Genomic DNA, 15,997 nt, shown 5'->3' with positions numbered 1-15,997 from the left:
TTAAATATCTGAAAAAATTTCAATTTCTAATTCCTTATAGACCGTAGTGTCTTCTGTTACCAAAGGTGCTAATGTATCTCTAAGAAAAGCACATTTATTATTTCCACATTGAGTTAGTGATAATTTTTTCTTTAACTCCGTAAAAATTGAACCACTTGCGGATTTTATATCATCTGCCGGATTTCCCCTTGCTATACTGTTATTTATGGCATCTATTTTTATTTGAATACATTCTTCGAATAATTCAGTCTTATTAACAGATATACATAGTTTTTTTATAATTTCATCATCTAATAAGTAGCTTTCAATATGTCTCCTTTTCGAGGTCTTTATGTTTTTGAGAAGGCACTCAGAGATTTCTTGTTGACTTTTATCGTCTCTATCAACAAATTTAATAATATTAGAAGATTTAAGAATATTTGAAACAACATTAATTGATTGATTTTCAATATTCTCTAATTCTGAGCTTGATCCAATTGAAACAAATTTTGTATTGTAATAAACTGATTCAAATATCCTTCCATATATTTGAGCATCAAAATCTTTATATTTTCTACCCTGAGAGTTACCTTCGCAAAAAACAATTATCTCTGGGGCAATTAACTGTGAAAAATCGGCAATTGCTAAATCAAAAAATTTATTCCAGATTGTTTTATCAATTTTAGTTGGCTGAATATTCTCAGTAAGGTCAAAGTCACGGTTATCAAAATCCAAAAAAACGACACTTCCAGGATTACTTAATTCCAATTCTTCAGCTTGCTTTAGCATGCCAATTGAATGGGTACTAATCCAAAGTTGGGAACTTTGTGGTATTAAATTAAACAATTCCTTTAAAAGTTTAGCTTGTAATCTAGTATGCATGTGAGCTTCAGGCTCATCTATAAAAAATACGCTTTCTTTATAATAATTTGATTTAATTATTATATCCAATATCAAATCGAAAACAGACTTTTCACCAGCAGATAAATTTTTATAATGAAAATCTTTTGACGTTCCTTTTGTAAAAAAGAAACTTCCATTTGTAAGAGGATTTCCTATTGAAGTAAAACTTAAATCATCAAATATATTAGCCAATGAGTTTTTAATTCTTCCAGTTAATTCATTTCTTAAATTTTCAACTGTTTTTTCATTATTACTTGTATTATATAATTCGCTTAATGAAGAAGCCACTAATCTTTGATAATTTTCAGAAACAGTTAAATCATTTTGCATTAATGTCCCTAATTTTAAAGTGTCTGTTGGGTCATTTTGAGCCATTAAATGATCAATACTAAAATCTGGTTCGTTCCTATAGGCAGTTCTAAAATAAAACTTACCTTTTAAATTAATATGGTCTATAATTTGTGGTTGATGAAACTCGATATCTACAAGACCAGACCAATTAGTGCTGTTATTTACATCTTTTTTAAAATAATATTTTATATCTCCTGTATTACCATAACCGTTTAATTTATACCATAAAGAAAAAGCTTCAAATAGAGATGTTTTCCCACTACCATTTGGACCAACTAATAAAACTAATTTAGTGGTTTCAGGTAATTGATCCACTGTAAGATCAGTAAATCTTTTGAAACCTTTTATTGAAATTCTCTTTATCTTCATATGAATTTATGGTTTAAGTACTTAGAGTAGTGTAAAAGCCAAATGCACTTTAAAAATACCCTATCCCCACCACTGATCTTTCTCATAAAACGGCCTTTCGTAGTACTCTTTCAATGCCTGCATCATGTCGGAAGGGAGTTTTTGCATGAGATACTGGCTGATATTATTGTAAATATCACCTTTGTTGATGTTGTAAAAGGGGTTTTTGGAGCGTTTGAGGGTGTTTCGGTCTTGCATGCTCCGGCCCAGCGCGTAGGCTAATCGGGTGGTGGCTCGCTCTGTGGTGATCGCTACCCGGCGGCGAGAGTTGATATAATATCCTGGCACAAATAGTGTCATAGCTTTGCCACTAATCGTGACAGTGTCATTGTTGATGAATTTTTCTATCCCAATTTGTTCGATGAATTCTACAAGGCTATCAACGTTTGGGAAATTGGCATAGCTAATTTTTTTCATGTCTTTGAAGCGCCCATAGCCGCGCATTCCCATCCGAAACTGAGCTTCCAGCTGCCCACTCACAAAAGTTCTTTCGGAGTAAAGCGAGCGTTTTAGTTCTTCGGTCAGCACCAGGCCAGCATTTTCCATTGCATAGCGCATTTGGCGGATGCCTTCGGTAAAAATCCGATCGCATACTTCTACCACTTCGCTTTCAAAGCGTTTGTTTATTTCGTCCTGAACATCCATCACTCAGAAAACAAATAAGCGTTTACAGGAATGGTAACATCCATTTCAATCAGCCAGCCTTGTACCTGGGCATTGGCTATACGACCAATGGGTAGTAGCCGATCCTGGTAAATTCTGAATTCTACTTCGTCATTGTCGGTAGCCGTTGCGGCGGTATACTCGGCACAGGTACGCACAAAGCCAATCATTCGGAGGATCTGTTTCCATGTGGAGTTTCGAGCTTCCAGTTTGGTAAGTGCCGTAAGGCCAATACCTGCCATTTTTTGCAGAACCATCACTGAGCAGGCAAACGTGGCACGAGTAAGGCCGGTAGCATTGTCAGTCAGGGGCGTTTCGGCAATTTGAGCAATCAGCACCCTTTGTCCGGGTGTGATACTTTTTTCAAAAAGATGTTGAATCTCCTGAGCGCCATCTTCGCCTGAGCTCACAAAATGGTATGCATCCAGGCCATCAATTTTGGCAGCAGCGGCTTCAAAAAAAGCGTTGAGCGTTAGCAGATCTATGATATGCAAGGGGTTATTCATTGGCGTTTTGGGTTTCTTCGGTGTTCAAAACATCATCTAACATTGCTGCCCAAACCAAGTGTGCAGGTTGGCGGCAAACCCTATCAAAATCGCCAAAGTGAGATTCCTTGGCTACGTTTTTTAGCAGCATTATCCATCCACGTCCGTCCGGGTAGCGGGGCTCCTCGGTGGCTGAGCCGCCAAAGATCCTCTCGTAATTTTTCAGAAATTCAAGAATACTACGTTCAAAATAATCAAAGAGCGCCAGCTTGATGGTTTCCGGTAGGCTCGTCAGCTTGTTTCCCCGATCGGCAGTGCGAGCTTCATTATATGGCTCCCGTACGTCACCGTCCCAATCATCCGATTGCTGAAAGTCAATCAGATCTCGGCGGGTTGGGCGACAAAGTGTGGCCAGGATTCGCTCATAGGCGCTCAGGTCTGGTTCGTGCGGATCTACCAGTGCCATGTATTCCATCAGGGCTACGCTCAGTTCCAGAGCCTTGGTATCCGTAAAGTTTTCTTCAAAAACATGGTAGCTGATACCCTCATGCACAAAGCTCTCAAAGGGGCGGGTAGTAGGCGGTGAGAATACCCAGGCAAATAAAGATTGCATAGCTTCCCACTGACAGGCATCCAGTAGCCAGCTACTCCATTCCTGAGGGGTGAGCATCAACCAATATTGTGCGGCCAGCTCAACAATTTCCGGAGTCCGTTCATCGGGTTGTAGCCGGCTAAATGCTATCAGGCTTCCCCAGTGCTCCGAGCTGCACTCGTGCCAACCTTCCGGCACAATGCAGGTTTTGTTTCGGTATCTAATAATGATCATAGTGGTAAGGCTTTTACAAGTAATTCGGCATCCCCCCAGTTTACCACCACGTTAGCAAATCGGTAGGTCTGATTACCGGACAAAATGGCTGATGTTAAATTTTTAGAAGGAATAGACAACCTGAATTCCTGAAATGGAGAGCCGCCGTAGCTAATCCGGACGTCAATATTATAGGTGCCAGCTGCCAGACCATTATCGGCATAGCGCACACTACTTTCAACATCCGTATTCGGCACGACTTCCACGTCATTAACTAGCAAGGCTATTACTGGGTCAAAAACCCCAGGCACATCGGTGGTCGTATTTTGAAGCGCCAGTGGTATCGGGGTTGTTGGGACACACGAGCCATTACTATTGGCTGCTGCCTGAGTGTCCAAAGCCTGAGCGGCTGCCAATGCTTTGGCATCTGCATCAGCCTGGCTGAGCTCCGATCCGTACGCTCCGGCCGGTAGGGTGATCGTCCATACAGAGCCAATGGTACCTGGTCCGCAGCCTGTGCGTTTGAGCGTTGACGAAATCTCTACGGATGTGCTCAGGTATGGTGTTGTTGTGGCCGCGCAGTCCTCCGTTAGCCAGGGCGAAATGTACCCTTCCGTGTTGGGAGTATTGGCTTTGGTGATTAGCGGACGCACATTTTCTCCACTGTCCAGGTAGTATTTTACCAATTCATTCACGATTCGGCGTCCGGTTCTCAGGCCATTGGCACCGATCTCACACGAAGTAGTCCATTCCCGCCAGCTCGTTGGGCGGCTCTCTTTTGCAATTCGGGGCAGAGAGCTGTACCGGCTTTGAGCATTGGCATACCGGAAAGTCAATGTGCGGTCAATTGGCCACTCGTCCACATTCTCAGTAACATACCCATCAAATAGCGGCATGAGCGGAATCCATTCTCCATCGGCCAGGTAAAACTCCTGCGAAAACAGCAGATCCTGCAGATAGCTTCGCTGCCTTTCGCTAATGCGGCCACCCAGCGTCAGCGACAGCTGCCGTTCGCCGGTCACCTCATTTATAAGATCTTCGGCAACAGTGGGCAGGTAATCATAGCCCACAAAACGGCTTACCAATGACCGGCTCACTTTTACACTTTCAACCAGATTTCCTACAAAAGCCAGCGTATCATATCCGCCAAGCCCGTTTTGATACAGCAAGTACTTTACCGTTTCAAAATGCTCATTCCAAACCTGATACGAGCGAGTTTCTGACACCACTTCCTGAGCCTCATTGCTCAGCCATACCTCATACCGGATTACCGTTTTGGGGCGGTTAAGCAGCCCCAAAGCTTCCATAGAGACAGGTAAGGCATACACCGTCATGAAGCTTACATTACTGATCGTACCAGCTGTATAGGTTTCACGGCTGTTATCATCATACAGGCAGCGCACCCGCACCCGAAGCTCCGAAGGAGTAGGGTCAAAGTTGGTGATGAAATACAGCCATTCCGGCTGATCCACCCGCACAAGTTTATTGTCAGGTTGCCAGGTCAAAAAACGGCGACCGTCCCCAATGTGCCGCGTAAAAAACAGATCGTGGTACGTATCATAATCCCGTTCAGCCACTCCCGCTTTGATCGCCCAGCAGCTCGTTTGCTGCTCGCTATCCAGCAAGGTATCCCCGTCGTAGCGTTCAATCCGGGTGTAGTACTGCCGGGTCAGGTTGGCGCATACCTGCACCTTGTTCGATCCAAACTCCGGCGGTTCGGTCGATAGCAGATCGTCCAGCCGGGTATGAATCTCAAAGTACGCACCGGCAGATGTAGTACTGCCTGCGGTCGGCGGCTGCTCACTGGCTTCGTGCCGGGAAAGCAGCTCGAAACTACTTCCCTGAAAACCCTTTTGAACCATCACTTCACAGAAATAGCGAAGATCGATCCGGCTTTGCCCTTCTGGCAAAACTACCGGATCGACAGACACCACCACCGGATTTCGGGTCAGTACCAGTTTCTGATGCGTAATATTTGCTAGGTAGTCCATATTACTTCATTCTAAATACTTTGGAATACTTGGAGTTGTCTGGAAGGCGGTTTGTTGGTTCCTGCCCGGCAGCAGTACTGGCCGCATAAAGCGGGTAATCTTCTGCATTCTTCCTTAGAAATGTACTCAGCGCATTCAGGTGCTTTTTCGACATGGTTTTCTCCTGTTCGACCAGATATGTGATGGTTTCGGAAGGGGCATTCTTACGATTGTAAATACCGTCAAAGTCAGAAAGAACGCGAATATTGCCTGATGGGAGGACCACGAATTGCAGGTTTGGCAAGGCCATCCAATAAGCGGTATGGGCCAGAGCTCGGCCAATTTTTTGGAGCAATAGTTTTTGTGGATCAGAGGTTGTACCGTTTAGCAAGGTCGTTTTGAGCGCATCAAACTGAGCTTGTCCCAGGCGAGGAAGAATGTAATCTTGCTCGGCCAACACAATGTAGGGGCGCAGATTGATGAATAAGCGGTGATTTCGTTCTATCACCGGCAGAAACTCACTCATGGTGGTGGCCGAGCTTAAAAAAAGCGTACGGGTTCTTTTCCCGGTTGGAGAGTTATGGTAGGTCGGATAGTCGGTTACGGGTTTACTTTCCATGTACTGTAACAAGGCTTCCAGACTTTCCACAGCATTTCGCTCGGTTTCTCTGATCCGCTTGTCCAGTACGCCGATCCGGACAGGGCTCGTTGATTCGGTACCCACTTCCTGCAAGCCGTTGTCGCCGTCATTCCCGATGGAAAAGGGCAAATAGTGTTGATAGGCAAACCAGGCCAGCACTTTCTTAACATAAGGCAAAAGAGCCTGATTCTCCGGGCTTAGATTATTCTGCTCAACCTGGGTGTCAAGTTCTGACACAAATGCACTGTCCAGGGCACGAGTTAATTCGCCATCCTGCGCCAGCTGAATGTAGGGAGCCAAAAAATCATCTGAGGTAGCCGCCATTACGGCCCGCCCCAGGTAGGCAATTATATCATTTACTCCTCTCAGTATCATCCTTTGGGTCTTTTGGGTCAGCTGAGTTGGGAGCTGACGTGGTTTTGGTTTCTTTTCCGGCAGGGTTCTTATCATCCGATACCAACAAAATATCGTGAAACCCTGCGTAAACGTCACGAGGAAGTTTGAGCGCTTTCTTGACGTCCGTATTGAAGATTGAACAGGTTAACTTCCGCTCTCGAGCAGTTCGGAAATGCTGTTGAAAATTTGCCGATACTTTCAGCTCTGATCCAGATCCACCAAGCATCTTTCCATCGCTCACGCCGGCCAATCCAGGAAGGATTCGGGATGCATTCGCAAATGCCAATAGGGCAATCTGATAGGCTTCGTGCAATTCTTTCGCATTCAAAGACCGTTTGATTTCTTCAAACTGAATAAATCCGGATAGTTTTCCATCAGGTGCCAAATCGCATTCATCGTAAATGATGCGGGGGCCAGTATCATTTTTCTCTGAGAACATTTCTTCCACGCTCTTGTAAAACTGATCGCGGACTTTGTCTTTCTGTTTTTCAAAATCGACTGGCTCGTCTGAGTTCTCGTCTTCGGGTACGCTTGCAGCCATTTCATCAAAGTAACGGGAGGCAATCCGGCAAATGTGCGCCAAATTTTTATTGTGCTTTACCGTACCGATCATAGACTGGGCGATGTAATTCATTACTTCAATCCAGTGTACCGACTGATCGCCCCAGTATTGAGCATAACCGTAATACGGCTGCCCACTTTGATATGGTTTAAGGTGAATCAGCGATTCCTCGAGCAGTTCGTTTGTAGGATCATAGACCGGTAGGATTGAACAGCCTTTCTCTATTGTTTCCTGATTCGTCCAGTCAGAACAAAGCAGATATGCCTTTACGATTGGGTCAGCCATTGTTGCCCGTACCACCAAAGAATCCTTTACAGAATAGATAGGCAGTCCATCCACCAATTGTCTGCGGACAAATGCATTGCCCGTTTCTACCAAAGCAGTATTGATTTGATCTACCACTTCACCCAGATCCGGAAGGCCATAGGCATCCTCGTATTCTTCAATGGCGCTGTTCGTAAATGGCTCACGGTGTAAAATCCCGTTGCGCTTCACGTGTTTGAAGAATCCAAACCCGCCGCCGTACAAAAAATCGATCCGGGCCTGAACCAGGTTTTGTGCATCGCCATTACTCCGAAGCAGCTTTACCCGATCATTTGGAAGCAGGTTGTTATCTCCCCACGGGTAATAGATGTAGCTTTTCTTATTTACATTGACGCTTCTTTCAGTACTTGGTTTTACGCCGGTCGTATCCCGTTGGCCAGTATCAGCGGATTTAACTGGAGCGGCGAAGGCAATCTTTCGCCTACCGCCTTTTAATTTGGTTATCGACATTAGAAACTATGGTCTATTAGGTGTCCATTAAATGTTACCAGCAAGCAAAAAAGGATTTCCCGTTTTAGCCACCGACCTCCTTGATCCCGGAACTCAAAACGCAGGTACCCTGCCCGCCGAGTTTCTTTTTTTACGCTCAAAAGGTCAGCTTTGGGTTGATTGGGTACACTGCCGGAGCGGTTACGGCAATTTTTCTTTTCGCCAAAAGTCCCGTCCTTTTTGCGGTAGGTGATGGAAAAAGTTTGATCACCCATCCGAGTCAACAGGTCAATCTGACGCCTGACATCTTTGACATAAATCGTTTGCATGGATCAATATTCAGGGTTCTAACTTGATTTGGGTAGGACGCTTTTTACCGGTTTACATCATTCCGGTGTTTGAAAATGTCTTTTCTTTGATAATCTGCGAGTTAGGCCCGAAAAACAACCTTTTTATTCCGCTACTCTATCAAGGGGTTGCCCGCCCTATATCGGATTGGCAATTGCCAAAACGGATTTTTGAATATATGCTAGGCTGCTGACGAGACACGAACCGGCCCTCGCCCTGAGCCAGTTAACGGGACAATTCGAGCAAATTTCTTGAAGACGATATAATCAAAAGCATCAGACAAGTGTGTTGCGTATTGCTGATCAAGTTTTTCGTCCAATTCTGATCGTTTGTCCTTTTCGAAGTTGTCACTAATGATTGGTGCATGCTGGAGGCTTATGAGTAGTGACTTGCACTCTAACTCGTTGATACGGATACGAGGAATAGATGGTCTTGATTCAGATAAGATAGTATTCACTACCCGGTAACGTATTTTGTAAGGAGGATAGGAATTCTGTACACAGTCTTTGACAGACCACCCTTTTTTACGTAGTACGGCTATGAGTTGTTGGTAGTGGGTAGTAACGCGGCCAGGATCTCCCTTTTTACCGGAACTATCACCATACAGATACAAGACCTTTTTTTTGTGGGCACTGTATTTAAGACAGAATTGATTAGCCAGTTCTTCTACCAATGTTGTATCAGCGCGCTTAACAAAGATGTTGTCGATGAATCGTAGTTCGGAAGGAAACTCCTGAGCGACGAGCATACAAGTGAAACGTGCGTTAAAATCGCAGCTGATTTCAAGGGGCTTGGAAGGGTCGTAATCTACCCTTTTATGAATGTACAGGCGCTTCTGATCATCAAACTGGTAGTCATACATTTGATTGTAAGTGTGTCGATTGGTACTCAGAGCAGCGTAATAAGCATTACTGAGCCGTACGACACGACGGTTTAGGATCTCTACTTCAAACGTTAGCTCGTCCGCACAGCTTTCCCGTTCAGTCTCAATAAAATTACCTGGTAAATTGTCAAGATTATCGTAGGCAGTAGCCTCCTGAAAGTAATACCGCTGGGGATCTTTTTTCATGAGTTCTTCTGTGCGGTAAATCCATTGTTGTTCAGGCGTCCAGGCTGCGGACGTAAAATCAGCAATTAGCCAGTGTAGGGGATGGTTAAAACCCTTGCGGTGCGGGCGTGGATCAGCATAGAGGTACTTGTTAGCCCGTACCGTTTTACGTAGTACCGTATTGTAAAAGTCCTCTTTGAGTTTAAAACTCTCATCCATTAACAACACGTCCAGGTTCAGACCACGCGCGGTATCAGGTCGGTCTGCGGAAAGAAATACTATGGTACAGCCATTTTTGAAGCAAATACAGTTTTCGTAGGTATTGATTCCTTCGTAAGGATTCCACCAGGTTTCCGGCGGGCGGCGGTTGATGGTGTAATGTCCCCAGGGACGGACTTTAGGGTCATATTCAAAGAGTCCGTATTCTTCAAAAACCTTGCGGCTTTGGGAAAGCACCACGTCCTGTACATGGCGGAAGGTCATGGAAGCGAGGCCGACTTTGGAGCGAGGAAGGGCAAAGGCTACCTCGCAAAGCAGCCGCATGAGCGTGTTGGTTTTCCCAGATCCGCGACCGCCGTTAAAAGTAGCTCGAAAACCGGTTTGGTAGGCTTTGCCATCTTTGCCCACAAAGTCAGCGGTGTTTTCCATCAGGGCATAAAGAAAACGGCCCTGAGCCTGATTAACCTGCAAACGGATTTCTTTATTCGAAGCTGAATGAGCCATCTTCCACCTCCTTTCCTGCCTGCTGCTCACCAACATTTACTGGAGCATTAAAGACATAAACCCGCGTACCGGCAGGCATGGCTGCTTCGGGTGGAATGGCAGATTCTACCTTGTCAATTTGCTGTAATTCGCGCAGCTCCTTAACGGCTTTCAGGATCAGCTCGCCATTTTTCTCCCGAACAGCGATTTGTAAAGCCACGTAGGCGGACTCGACCAGAACCTTGGCCGCACCTCGTTTGTCTAATTCATACGCATCTCCCCAAAGGGCGTAGCTATCCCGCAGGATCTGGTAGGCGTGAGTTTTCTCGTGTCCGTATTCAGTATGCAGCATTTCCACCACCTTTTGCGGTGAAAACATCTTGGTAGCCCAGGACCAGGCTTTCTTCATTTTTTCAAAGTAGTCCTGATCTCTGGGGCCTAATGGAGTTTTAGCAATTAGATGATCTTTGAATTTATCCATCCGGTGGGTGCCCTTTTCGGGTTTAAGCTCGCTGGATGGTGATATTTCTAGTCTGTCCATTCGATAAAAAAGAGTAAGTCACGCTGCAATCTGCGGCGTGACTTACTCTTTTAATTGGACGGGTATTAACTCATTTAGAGCCGTGTCTCCTGAAAGCAGCTATGAATTGATAAATAAGATATGGCATAAGAAGTGTATCATTAATAATGGTGATGGCTTTACTTGCAAAAGGTAAAGCTGAGAAATCACTGTAATTGAAACAATCCAATAAAAGATTAAACTTGGCCTTTGTTGGATAGAGGTAACTAGGTATAAACCAGTCAAAGTAAGAGGAATATATTCTAGAATCAACTATAAATACCTTGCCCTCATAAAACTCAAAAGCATTTAATGAGAATAGAAATGAAAAAAAGGTAATCGTTCCTACAATAAATATCCAAAAAATTGGATACCCCCAGTTCAGTGTATGCTTATTTGAATATCTATTAAATAATAGAGTTATTTTTTCCAATACTTGTCGTCTTTTAAAAAAACTTAAAGTTAAGTAATAAGTTTTTAGCTCTTTATGCCTAAAGAATATTGCTTTTTCATTGTTAGAGCTTTTGTCAAATATAATTTTTAATTGTCTATATCCATCTTTAATTTTTTTTAAGTCTTCATTTTTATTAAAAGAAATATCTTCTGATAAATCGGTTGAAAATAACTTAATGTCTTCAATATTTGAATCTAATAATTCTAACTTTTTACCTGTGTTTGAATTTAAGAATATTGATTTTCCTATAATTGAGTTTTTAATTTCAAATAGTTCTTCAATTTCAATATTAGTAAAATTAATTTCTCCTCTATTTATCAAATGATTTAATGATATTCTTTTTACTTTTAAATCTGAAAAACTGCCAATGAAATCACTTGAAAATGAGCAATTATTAATTGATAAAGTATTTAAGTTGTAATCTTTTCTATCAGATTTTAATCCACGAATAGTAATATGTTTTAAATCAATATTTTCTTCCAATGAAACTTTGTCTATCCCTAATTTTGGTATTATTATTTTTAGTGTGTTTATGTTATTTTCTTTAAAATTAATTTCTTTAGCTTGATGTAGCGATGAGAAGTCTATTTTCTTAATGTCATTTTTGTTTAATTCAATAGATAAGTTTACCTCACTTTCTAAGATTAGATTTTCTAAATTTGATTTTTCTATTTTTAAGACTGATTCTTTTTTTAAATCATTATTGTCTTTATTGATTTTTAATGAAATAGATTCAGAGAATATTTGGTTGATTTCTATTTCATTAAAATTGCCACTGATGACACAAAATTTCATTTTGATTGGTGTAGAATTTTTTGATAAAAATATGAATTTGTTACAATCCTTTAAATCATTTATATTTAATATATTGAGTTTAGATTCAATATTAATATTCTCAATATTGCATTGAAATAAATGCAAATTAATTGGGTTTTCTAATTCTTGAGAGAAATATGTAAAAGAGTCCGTCTTAACATTTAATTGTTTACCTGTGCATTTATCAAAAAACACTTCTTGAGGAAATACGTTATCAATATTTAATATATCAAAGCTTGATGCAACTTGTAAGTGAATTTTTATTTTAAAGTTATCAACACTTGGATAGTGCCCTTTAATTTTATAATAAGTTTCCTTTATCGCCCTAGATATATCATATGAATTTTCAATTTTATTTCTGATAAGAATACTTATTGTACTAGAAGTATTTTCATAATCCAAGAGCCCCTTTTTTAGTTGACTATAAATTTCTCTATTGACTCTAAAATTACCTAATGGTTTTTTCTTTATTGTAACCGGAATTTTGATCATTTAATGTTTAGGTTAAAGTTGGATAAAACTATAAATGTAGGAAAGTATTGCTCATAGCTCAATTTACAGTCAAGATAGAAATTTTTCCTGTAAATTGAGCTAATGCTTTTCTACCATAGTTATTGTTTCAAAACAACCCCATCCCTTCTGGATCATCAATTGCCTTCATCGCCCGCTTTCGGTAGTCTTCCTCCTTCCATACATCCGCAGGATCTTCCAGTTTGGTGCCTTCCCGGAAGAAATGACCCCATCCACGTTTCAATTGGCGTCCTCGCTCATTATGCTTGTCATAAGCAAAATCAGGGATTGGTAATTTCCTGAACTTGTGAGTTAGCCAGGCCCACAGGAGTGCCCAATCAATTAGCCGACTCTTGCGCGATCGGCTTAAAATGAAAATGGCGTGCGTCAGGAAAAGCCGCTGCGGCTCGTTCTTATCTTCCTTTTTCTTAGCCTGTTCTTTATACATGCTGTAAAGCGCCCATATTTCCGAGCTGATGGTGCGGTTCGCCAGGCCAATATCTTCGCTGCTCATGATACGCAGCCTTTTCCATACATACTCCCCGTAGCCGCTGTTATACAGCTCGACCGCCCAATACAAAGCTTCTTCCTCCATACCCCTGCGGATGCATTTCTGCATGGCCGAGCTGACTTCAAAAAAATCGTATCCATTTTGCGTGGTTATATCATACTTTCCCATTCGTCTATTCCAAAAATTTCGTGTTCAATATTTACTTTTTTAACTTTGCTGCGCTTAGATGTTTAAGTGCAAACTTAAACTCGTTGGAGAGCCCGACTTTTAGTCGGGCTGCTCCGTTTCAAAACAACTTGGTCTGATCATCCCGGAAGAATAGCGGCAGATCGCTGTATCCTTTCTTTTGCTCTCTTCGTATACCGCCCAAGGCATTTGGCTGATTCGCAATTAATTCCCGGAGTGCTGCCTGCTCCACAGGTGTCAGCTTTTTGAAATCCTTCTTTTTCATTTCCTTTTGGTTAGTTTTCTTAATAAATCAAATTCATTGGTTTGGCCTTTGGCAATCGACCAGGACAGCCGCAGACTGAGCGAAAAGCTCACGATGCCGTGGCGAAAGAGTCCCCAGGCTTTTTGCATGATAATCCGTAGTCTCGCGCGCCACTGTTCTTTAATTTTCCGCATTTCCTTAGCGTTTAAGTGGTTAATAATGAGTTACTTAACTGATATAAATATCTCCCGACAGAATGGAATAAAAAAGCGTCAATCCGTTTATTTTCAGCGTTTTATGAAAAAAATAGCCCTCTAATTCGGAGGGCTATTTAGTGTCAAAACAGGGTCAGTTGCCCCGCTTGAACCTCTGTTTTTATAGGCTTGGCAACTGGTTTGGGTGTAGGCGCAGCGGGCTGGGACTGCAATTGTTTCTTCTTGATTTCCCAGGATTGCAAAGTTTCGCTTTGCTCTTTGGTGATGGGTTGTAGGTGAGGAATGGGAGGCCATCCCAAACGGTGGAAATAGTTGATCTGGAAGCCAAATTGCCAATTCTCCATGGTAAGGGTGTTCATGCAGCACACTTGCCCTTGGCAGCCATGTATAGCCATGTTTAGCGCTGACATTTTAGCACAAACTGCGTCCAGATCTTCTGCAAAAAGGAAGTTCCCAGGATTGTAGGCATTGAATGAAAGAAGAAGTCGCCCACTGCCGGAGGCAGGATCATTCACCCGCTTTCCAACCGGCTGAATATCCGTATCAGCGCTCAACTGAGTCATCAGGTCACAAAGATCGGGAGGTGTAAAAAATTGCCCCATCCAACTGCGCTGCTTTTGACTAGCCAGGTATTCATAAATCGTCCCCAGTGCGTCAAACCAGCTCTTCGAACTATCCGAAATCTGCTTATCCATTATTTGCATCCAGGCCAACATCAGCTCATTCATTTTTGAGTACTCTTTGCCGTACTTTTCTTGTAGTTTTTTAGCAAGTGCAGGATCACCTTCTACCAAAAAGCAGCCAACTGAAAAATCAATCCAGTCTCTGAACACTTCAGCGGGGTCGAATCGGTAGTGCCCCATATCCCGCAGTATTTTTATCATCGGGTCCACGCTCCTGGGAGCGTCCATCATATATCCCATAGTTTCTAAGGTTAAAGTCAAACAAAAAAGCCCCGATCTCTCGGGGCTCTCAGTCGTCAGAATGGCAGATCTACTAGCTCTTCATTTGCCGGTACCACGTGGCACATTTTCATCAAATGGTCCACGTAGTAGTCCTTGATCCGGAACGTGGTCACGGTTTTGAAGCGCTCCTCAATGTGCTTGATCAGCAGCTGAGCGGGGTTAATGTATGATCCGGGTTTGTTGGCTTTGATGAAGTCAATGGCATCTTCAAAGGCCAGCGGCTGGTTTAGCAGGCTCATGCTGTTGATTTCCTCCAATTTCACATCTAAGGAAATAGCGTCTTTAGTCCACCATTTTTTGCTGATGTCTCCCACGTGGTTTTTATCCCCCCAGCGCTCGAAGTCTTCTTTACGGATACCTGTTAACCATTCATTCATGACTGATTCCTTACTTACCCAATTTTCTGCGTTGGCTTTTGCTCTTAGCCAAAGACCTGCAAGCTCATAAGGATTTTCGCTGTGAATGGCCAGGTATTCATCCATTTCAGCTTCGGGCATACCTTCCGGAATTTCAGTGGCGCGGTTCGCCAAGTGAGCCACAGTATAAAGTTCCAGTTTGGCACATACCAGGGCATCCAGTTTGTTGATGTGCATCCGGCGTCCAACCTCAGTAGCCCAGTTGAAATAGTCTTTTTCGGTTTTGCCAGTGGCTTCCAGAAATCGATCCATATTTCTGCGAGCTGGTGTCTTAATTGCAACTGGAACAACCTCCTTTACTTCGACTGGTTTCTCTTCCACCTTCTTTTCTTTCTTGGTTTTTACAACCTTCTTTTTCGTTGGTGTTGGTTCAATGATCCGGCGCTTGCGGTTGGTTGATTTTACTACTACTGCGGCGGCACTTACGTGTACATTTTCCATGTTTTTTGATTGTTTAAATGTTTGATTATGAGTTACTTAACTGATATAAATATCTCCCGTCAAAACGGATAAACAACACCGCAGTCCCATTTTTTTTGAAAAAAATTAATGTTTTTTTTGGCCTGAAAAACGCATAAAAAAAGCTCCGTTTCGCTTGAAACGGAGCCATGAAAGGATTGATTAGTGTAAATCATTTGGCAAGTATGGCCTTCAAAGAAATCTCTATCGTGAAATAGACGCACTCCCCATACCGTGTACGGAACCATGTGTAATCGTGGTAATTTTTATCCATAAATTTGGCTGCAATTTCCTTACGAACTTCCTCCGGAATGGCCGGGGCTTCCTTCTCAAGTATTCTTAAAGCTGCTCGTTCAATTGCCGCGGTAGCATACACTCTGGGAAAAGGCTCCTGCCCGAATTCGCGAGACATTGAAAAGTCCCTCATATACATGGCAAGTACCTTGTTTCGTCCCAGGTAAACCAAGGATCGACTGTCTGTTTTGTCGTTGTTATTAACCTTTGCATGCGCGCAAACTTCTGCTCTTATTTGCTTAATAAATTCAATGGCCCGGGGGCTGGCAAATCTTCCAAATGATAGGGTTTTCATAGTTTATTTGTTTGATTGTGAGTTACTTAACTGATATAAATATCTCCCGTCAAAACGGAT

The 15,997-nt window shown here is 42.6% G+C and carries 17 protein-coding genes; all 17 read right to left on the bottom strand.

The features are described from left to right. The 17 genes from EZE20_RS01915 to EZE20_RS01845 all read right to left on the bottom strand — a co-directional run bounded on the left by EZE20_RS01915 (position 1) and on the right by EZE20_RS01845 (position 15,937). Complete coding sequence (locus tag EZE20_RS01915; protein ID WP_132113894.1) at positions 1 to 1,602, bottom strand: AAA family ATPase; 1,602 nt, start codon at positions 1,600 to 1,602, stop codon at positions 1 to 3. Between the two features lie 60 nt (positions 1,603 to 1,662). Then, positions 1,663 to 2,286, bottom strand: coding sequence for a hypothetical protein (locus EZE20_RS01910; RefSeq protein WP_132113892.1), 624 nt, complete (start codon positions 2,284 to 2,286; stop codon positions 1,663 to 1,665). Continuing rightward, complete coding sequence (locus tag EZE20_RS01905) at positions 2,286 to 2,810, bottom strand: hypothetical protein (protein WP_132113890.1); 525 nt, start codon at positions 2,808 to 2,810, stop codon at positions 2,286 to 2,288. Before EZE20_RS01905 ends, EZE20_RS01910 begins: the two co-directional genes overlap by 1 nt. Then, complete coding sequence (locus EZE20_RS01900) at positions 2,803 to 3,615, bottom strand: hypothetical protein (protein WP_132113888.1); 813 nt, start codon at positions 3,613 to 3,615, stop codon at positions 2,803 to 2,805. Before EZE20_RS01900 ends, EZE20_RS01905 begins: the two co-directional genes overlap by 8 nt. Further along, positions 3,612 to 5,585 (bottom strand): DUF5977 domain-containing protein, encoded by a 1,974-nt coding sequence (locus tag EZE20_RS01895; protein ID WP_132113886.1) that lies wholly within the window; start codon positions 5,583 to 5,585, stop codon positions 3,612 to 3,614. The genes EZE20_RS01900 and EZE20_RS01895 overlap by 4 nt, the downstream gene beginning before the upstream one ends. 1 nt (position 5,586) lies before the next feature. Continuing rightward, a complete protein-coding gene (locus EZE20_RS01890; RefSeq protein WP_132113884.1) occupies positions 5,587 to 6,579 on the bottom strand; it encodes a DUF6712 family protein in 993 nt (330 codons plus the stop codon). Beyond that, positions 6,557 to 7,936 carry a hypothetical protein gene (locus EZE20_RS01885; RefSeq protein ID WP_132113882.1) on the bottom strand — a complete coding sequence of 460 codons (1,380 nt, stop codon included), beginning with the start codon at positions 7,934 to 7,936 and terminating at the stop codon, positions 6,557 to 6,559. Before EZE20_RS01885 ends, EZE20_RS01890 begins: the two co-directional genes overlap by 23 nt. Continuing rightward, positions 7,936 to 8,244, bottom strand: coding sequence for a hypothetical protein (locus tag EZE20_RS01880; protein ID WP_132113881.1), 309 nt, complete (start codon positions 8,242 to 8,244; stop codon positions 7,936 to 7,938). Before EZE20_RS01880 ends, EZE20_RS01885 begins: the two co-directional genes overlap by 1 nt. A gap of 200 nt (positions 8,245 to 8,444) precedes the next feature. Next, positions 8,445 to 10,034, bottom strand: coding sequence for a terminase large subunit domain-containing protein (locus EZE20_RS01875; protein ID WP_132113879.1), 1,590 nt, complete (start codon positions 10,032 to 10,034; stop codon positions 8,445 to 8,447). Beyond that, on the bottom strand, positions 10,012 to 10,554 hold the full coding sequence (locus EZE20_RS01870; RefSeq protein WP_132113877.1) for a hypothetical protein: 543 nt from the start codon (positions 10,552 to 10,554) through the stop codon (positions 10,012 to 10,014). The genes EZE20_RS01875 and EZE20_RS01870 overlap by 23 nt, the downstream gene beginning before the upstream one ends. 70 nt (positions 10,555 to 10,624) lie before the next feature. Continuing rightward, entirely contained in the window at positions 10,625 to 12,334 is a 1,710-nt protein-coding gene (locus tag EZE20_RS01865; RefSeq protein WP_132113875.1) for a hypothetical protein, read from the bottom strand. Between the two features lie 127 nt (positions 12,335 to 12,461). Then, on the bottom strand, positions 12,462 to 13,031 hold the full coding sequence (locus EZE20_RS01860) for an AAA family ATPase (RefSeq protein WP_132113873.1): 570 nt from the start codon (positions 13,029 to 13,031) through the stop codon (positions 12,462 to 12,464). Positions 13,032 to 13,149: 118 nt separating this feature from the next. Further along, positions 13,150 to 13,314 carry a hypothetical protein gene (locus EZE20_RS23915; protein ID WP_165933384.1) on the bottom strand — a complete coding sequence of 55 codons (165 nt, stop codon included), beginning with the start codon at positions 13,312 to 13,314 and terminating at the stop codon, positions 13,150 to 13,152. Beyond that, positions 13,311 to 13,487: a hypothetical protein gene (locus EZE20_RS23910; protein WP_165933383.1), complete on the bottom strand. Its 177-nt coding sequence runs from the start codon at positions 13,485 to 13,487 to the stop codon at positions 13,311 to 13,313. Before EZE20_RS23910 ends, EZE20_RS23915 begins: the two co-directional genes overlap by 4 nt. Positions 13,488 to 13,630: 143 nt before the next feature. Beyond that, the gene (locus EZE20_RS01855) at positions 13,631 to 14,431 is read right to left on the bottom strand and encodes an N-6 DNA methylase (protein WP_132113871.1); all 801 of its coding nucleotides are present in this window, start codon (positions 14,429 to 14,431) and stop codon (positions 13,631 to 13,633) included. A 56-nt stretch (positions 14,432 to 14,487) separates the two neighbouring features. After that, positions 14,488 to 15,330 (bottom strand): hypothetical protein, encoded by an 843-nt coding sequence (locus tag EZE20_RS01850; RefSeq protein WP_228713495.1) that lies wholly within the window; start codon positions 15,328 to 15,330, stop codon positions 14,488 to 14,490. A 190-nt stretch (positions 15,331 to 15,520) separates the two neighbouring features. Further along, complete coding sequence (locus EZE20_RS01845) at positions 15,521 to 15,937, bottom strand: hypothetical protein (RefSeq protein ID WP_132113869.1); 417 nt, start codon at positions 15,935 to 15,937, stop codon at positions 15,521 to 15,523. Positions 15,938 to 15,997: the final 60 nt, after the last annotated feature.

It is taken from the genome of Arundinibacter roseus, assembly GCF_004348825.1.
GTDB classification, from domain to species: Bacteria; Bacteroidota; Bacteroidia; order Cytophagales; family Spirosomataceae; genus Arundinibacter; species Arundinibacter roseus.
Note: the sequence above shows the minus strand (reverse complement) of the source record. Positions and strands in the feature narration are given on the sequence as shown.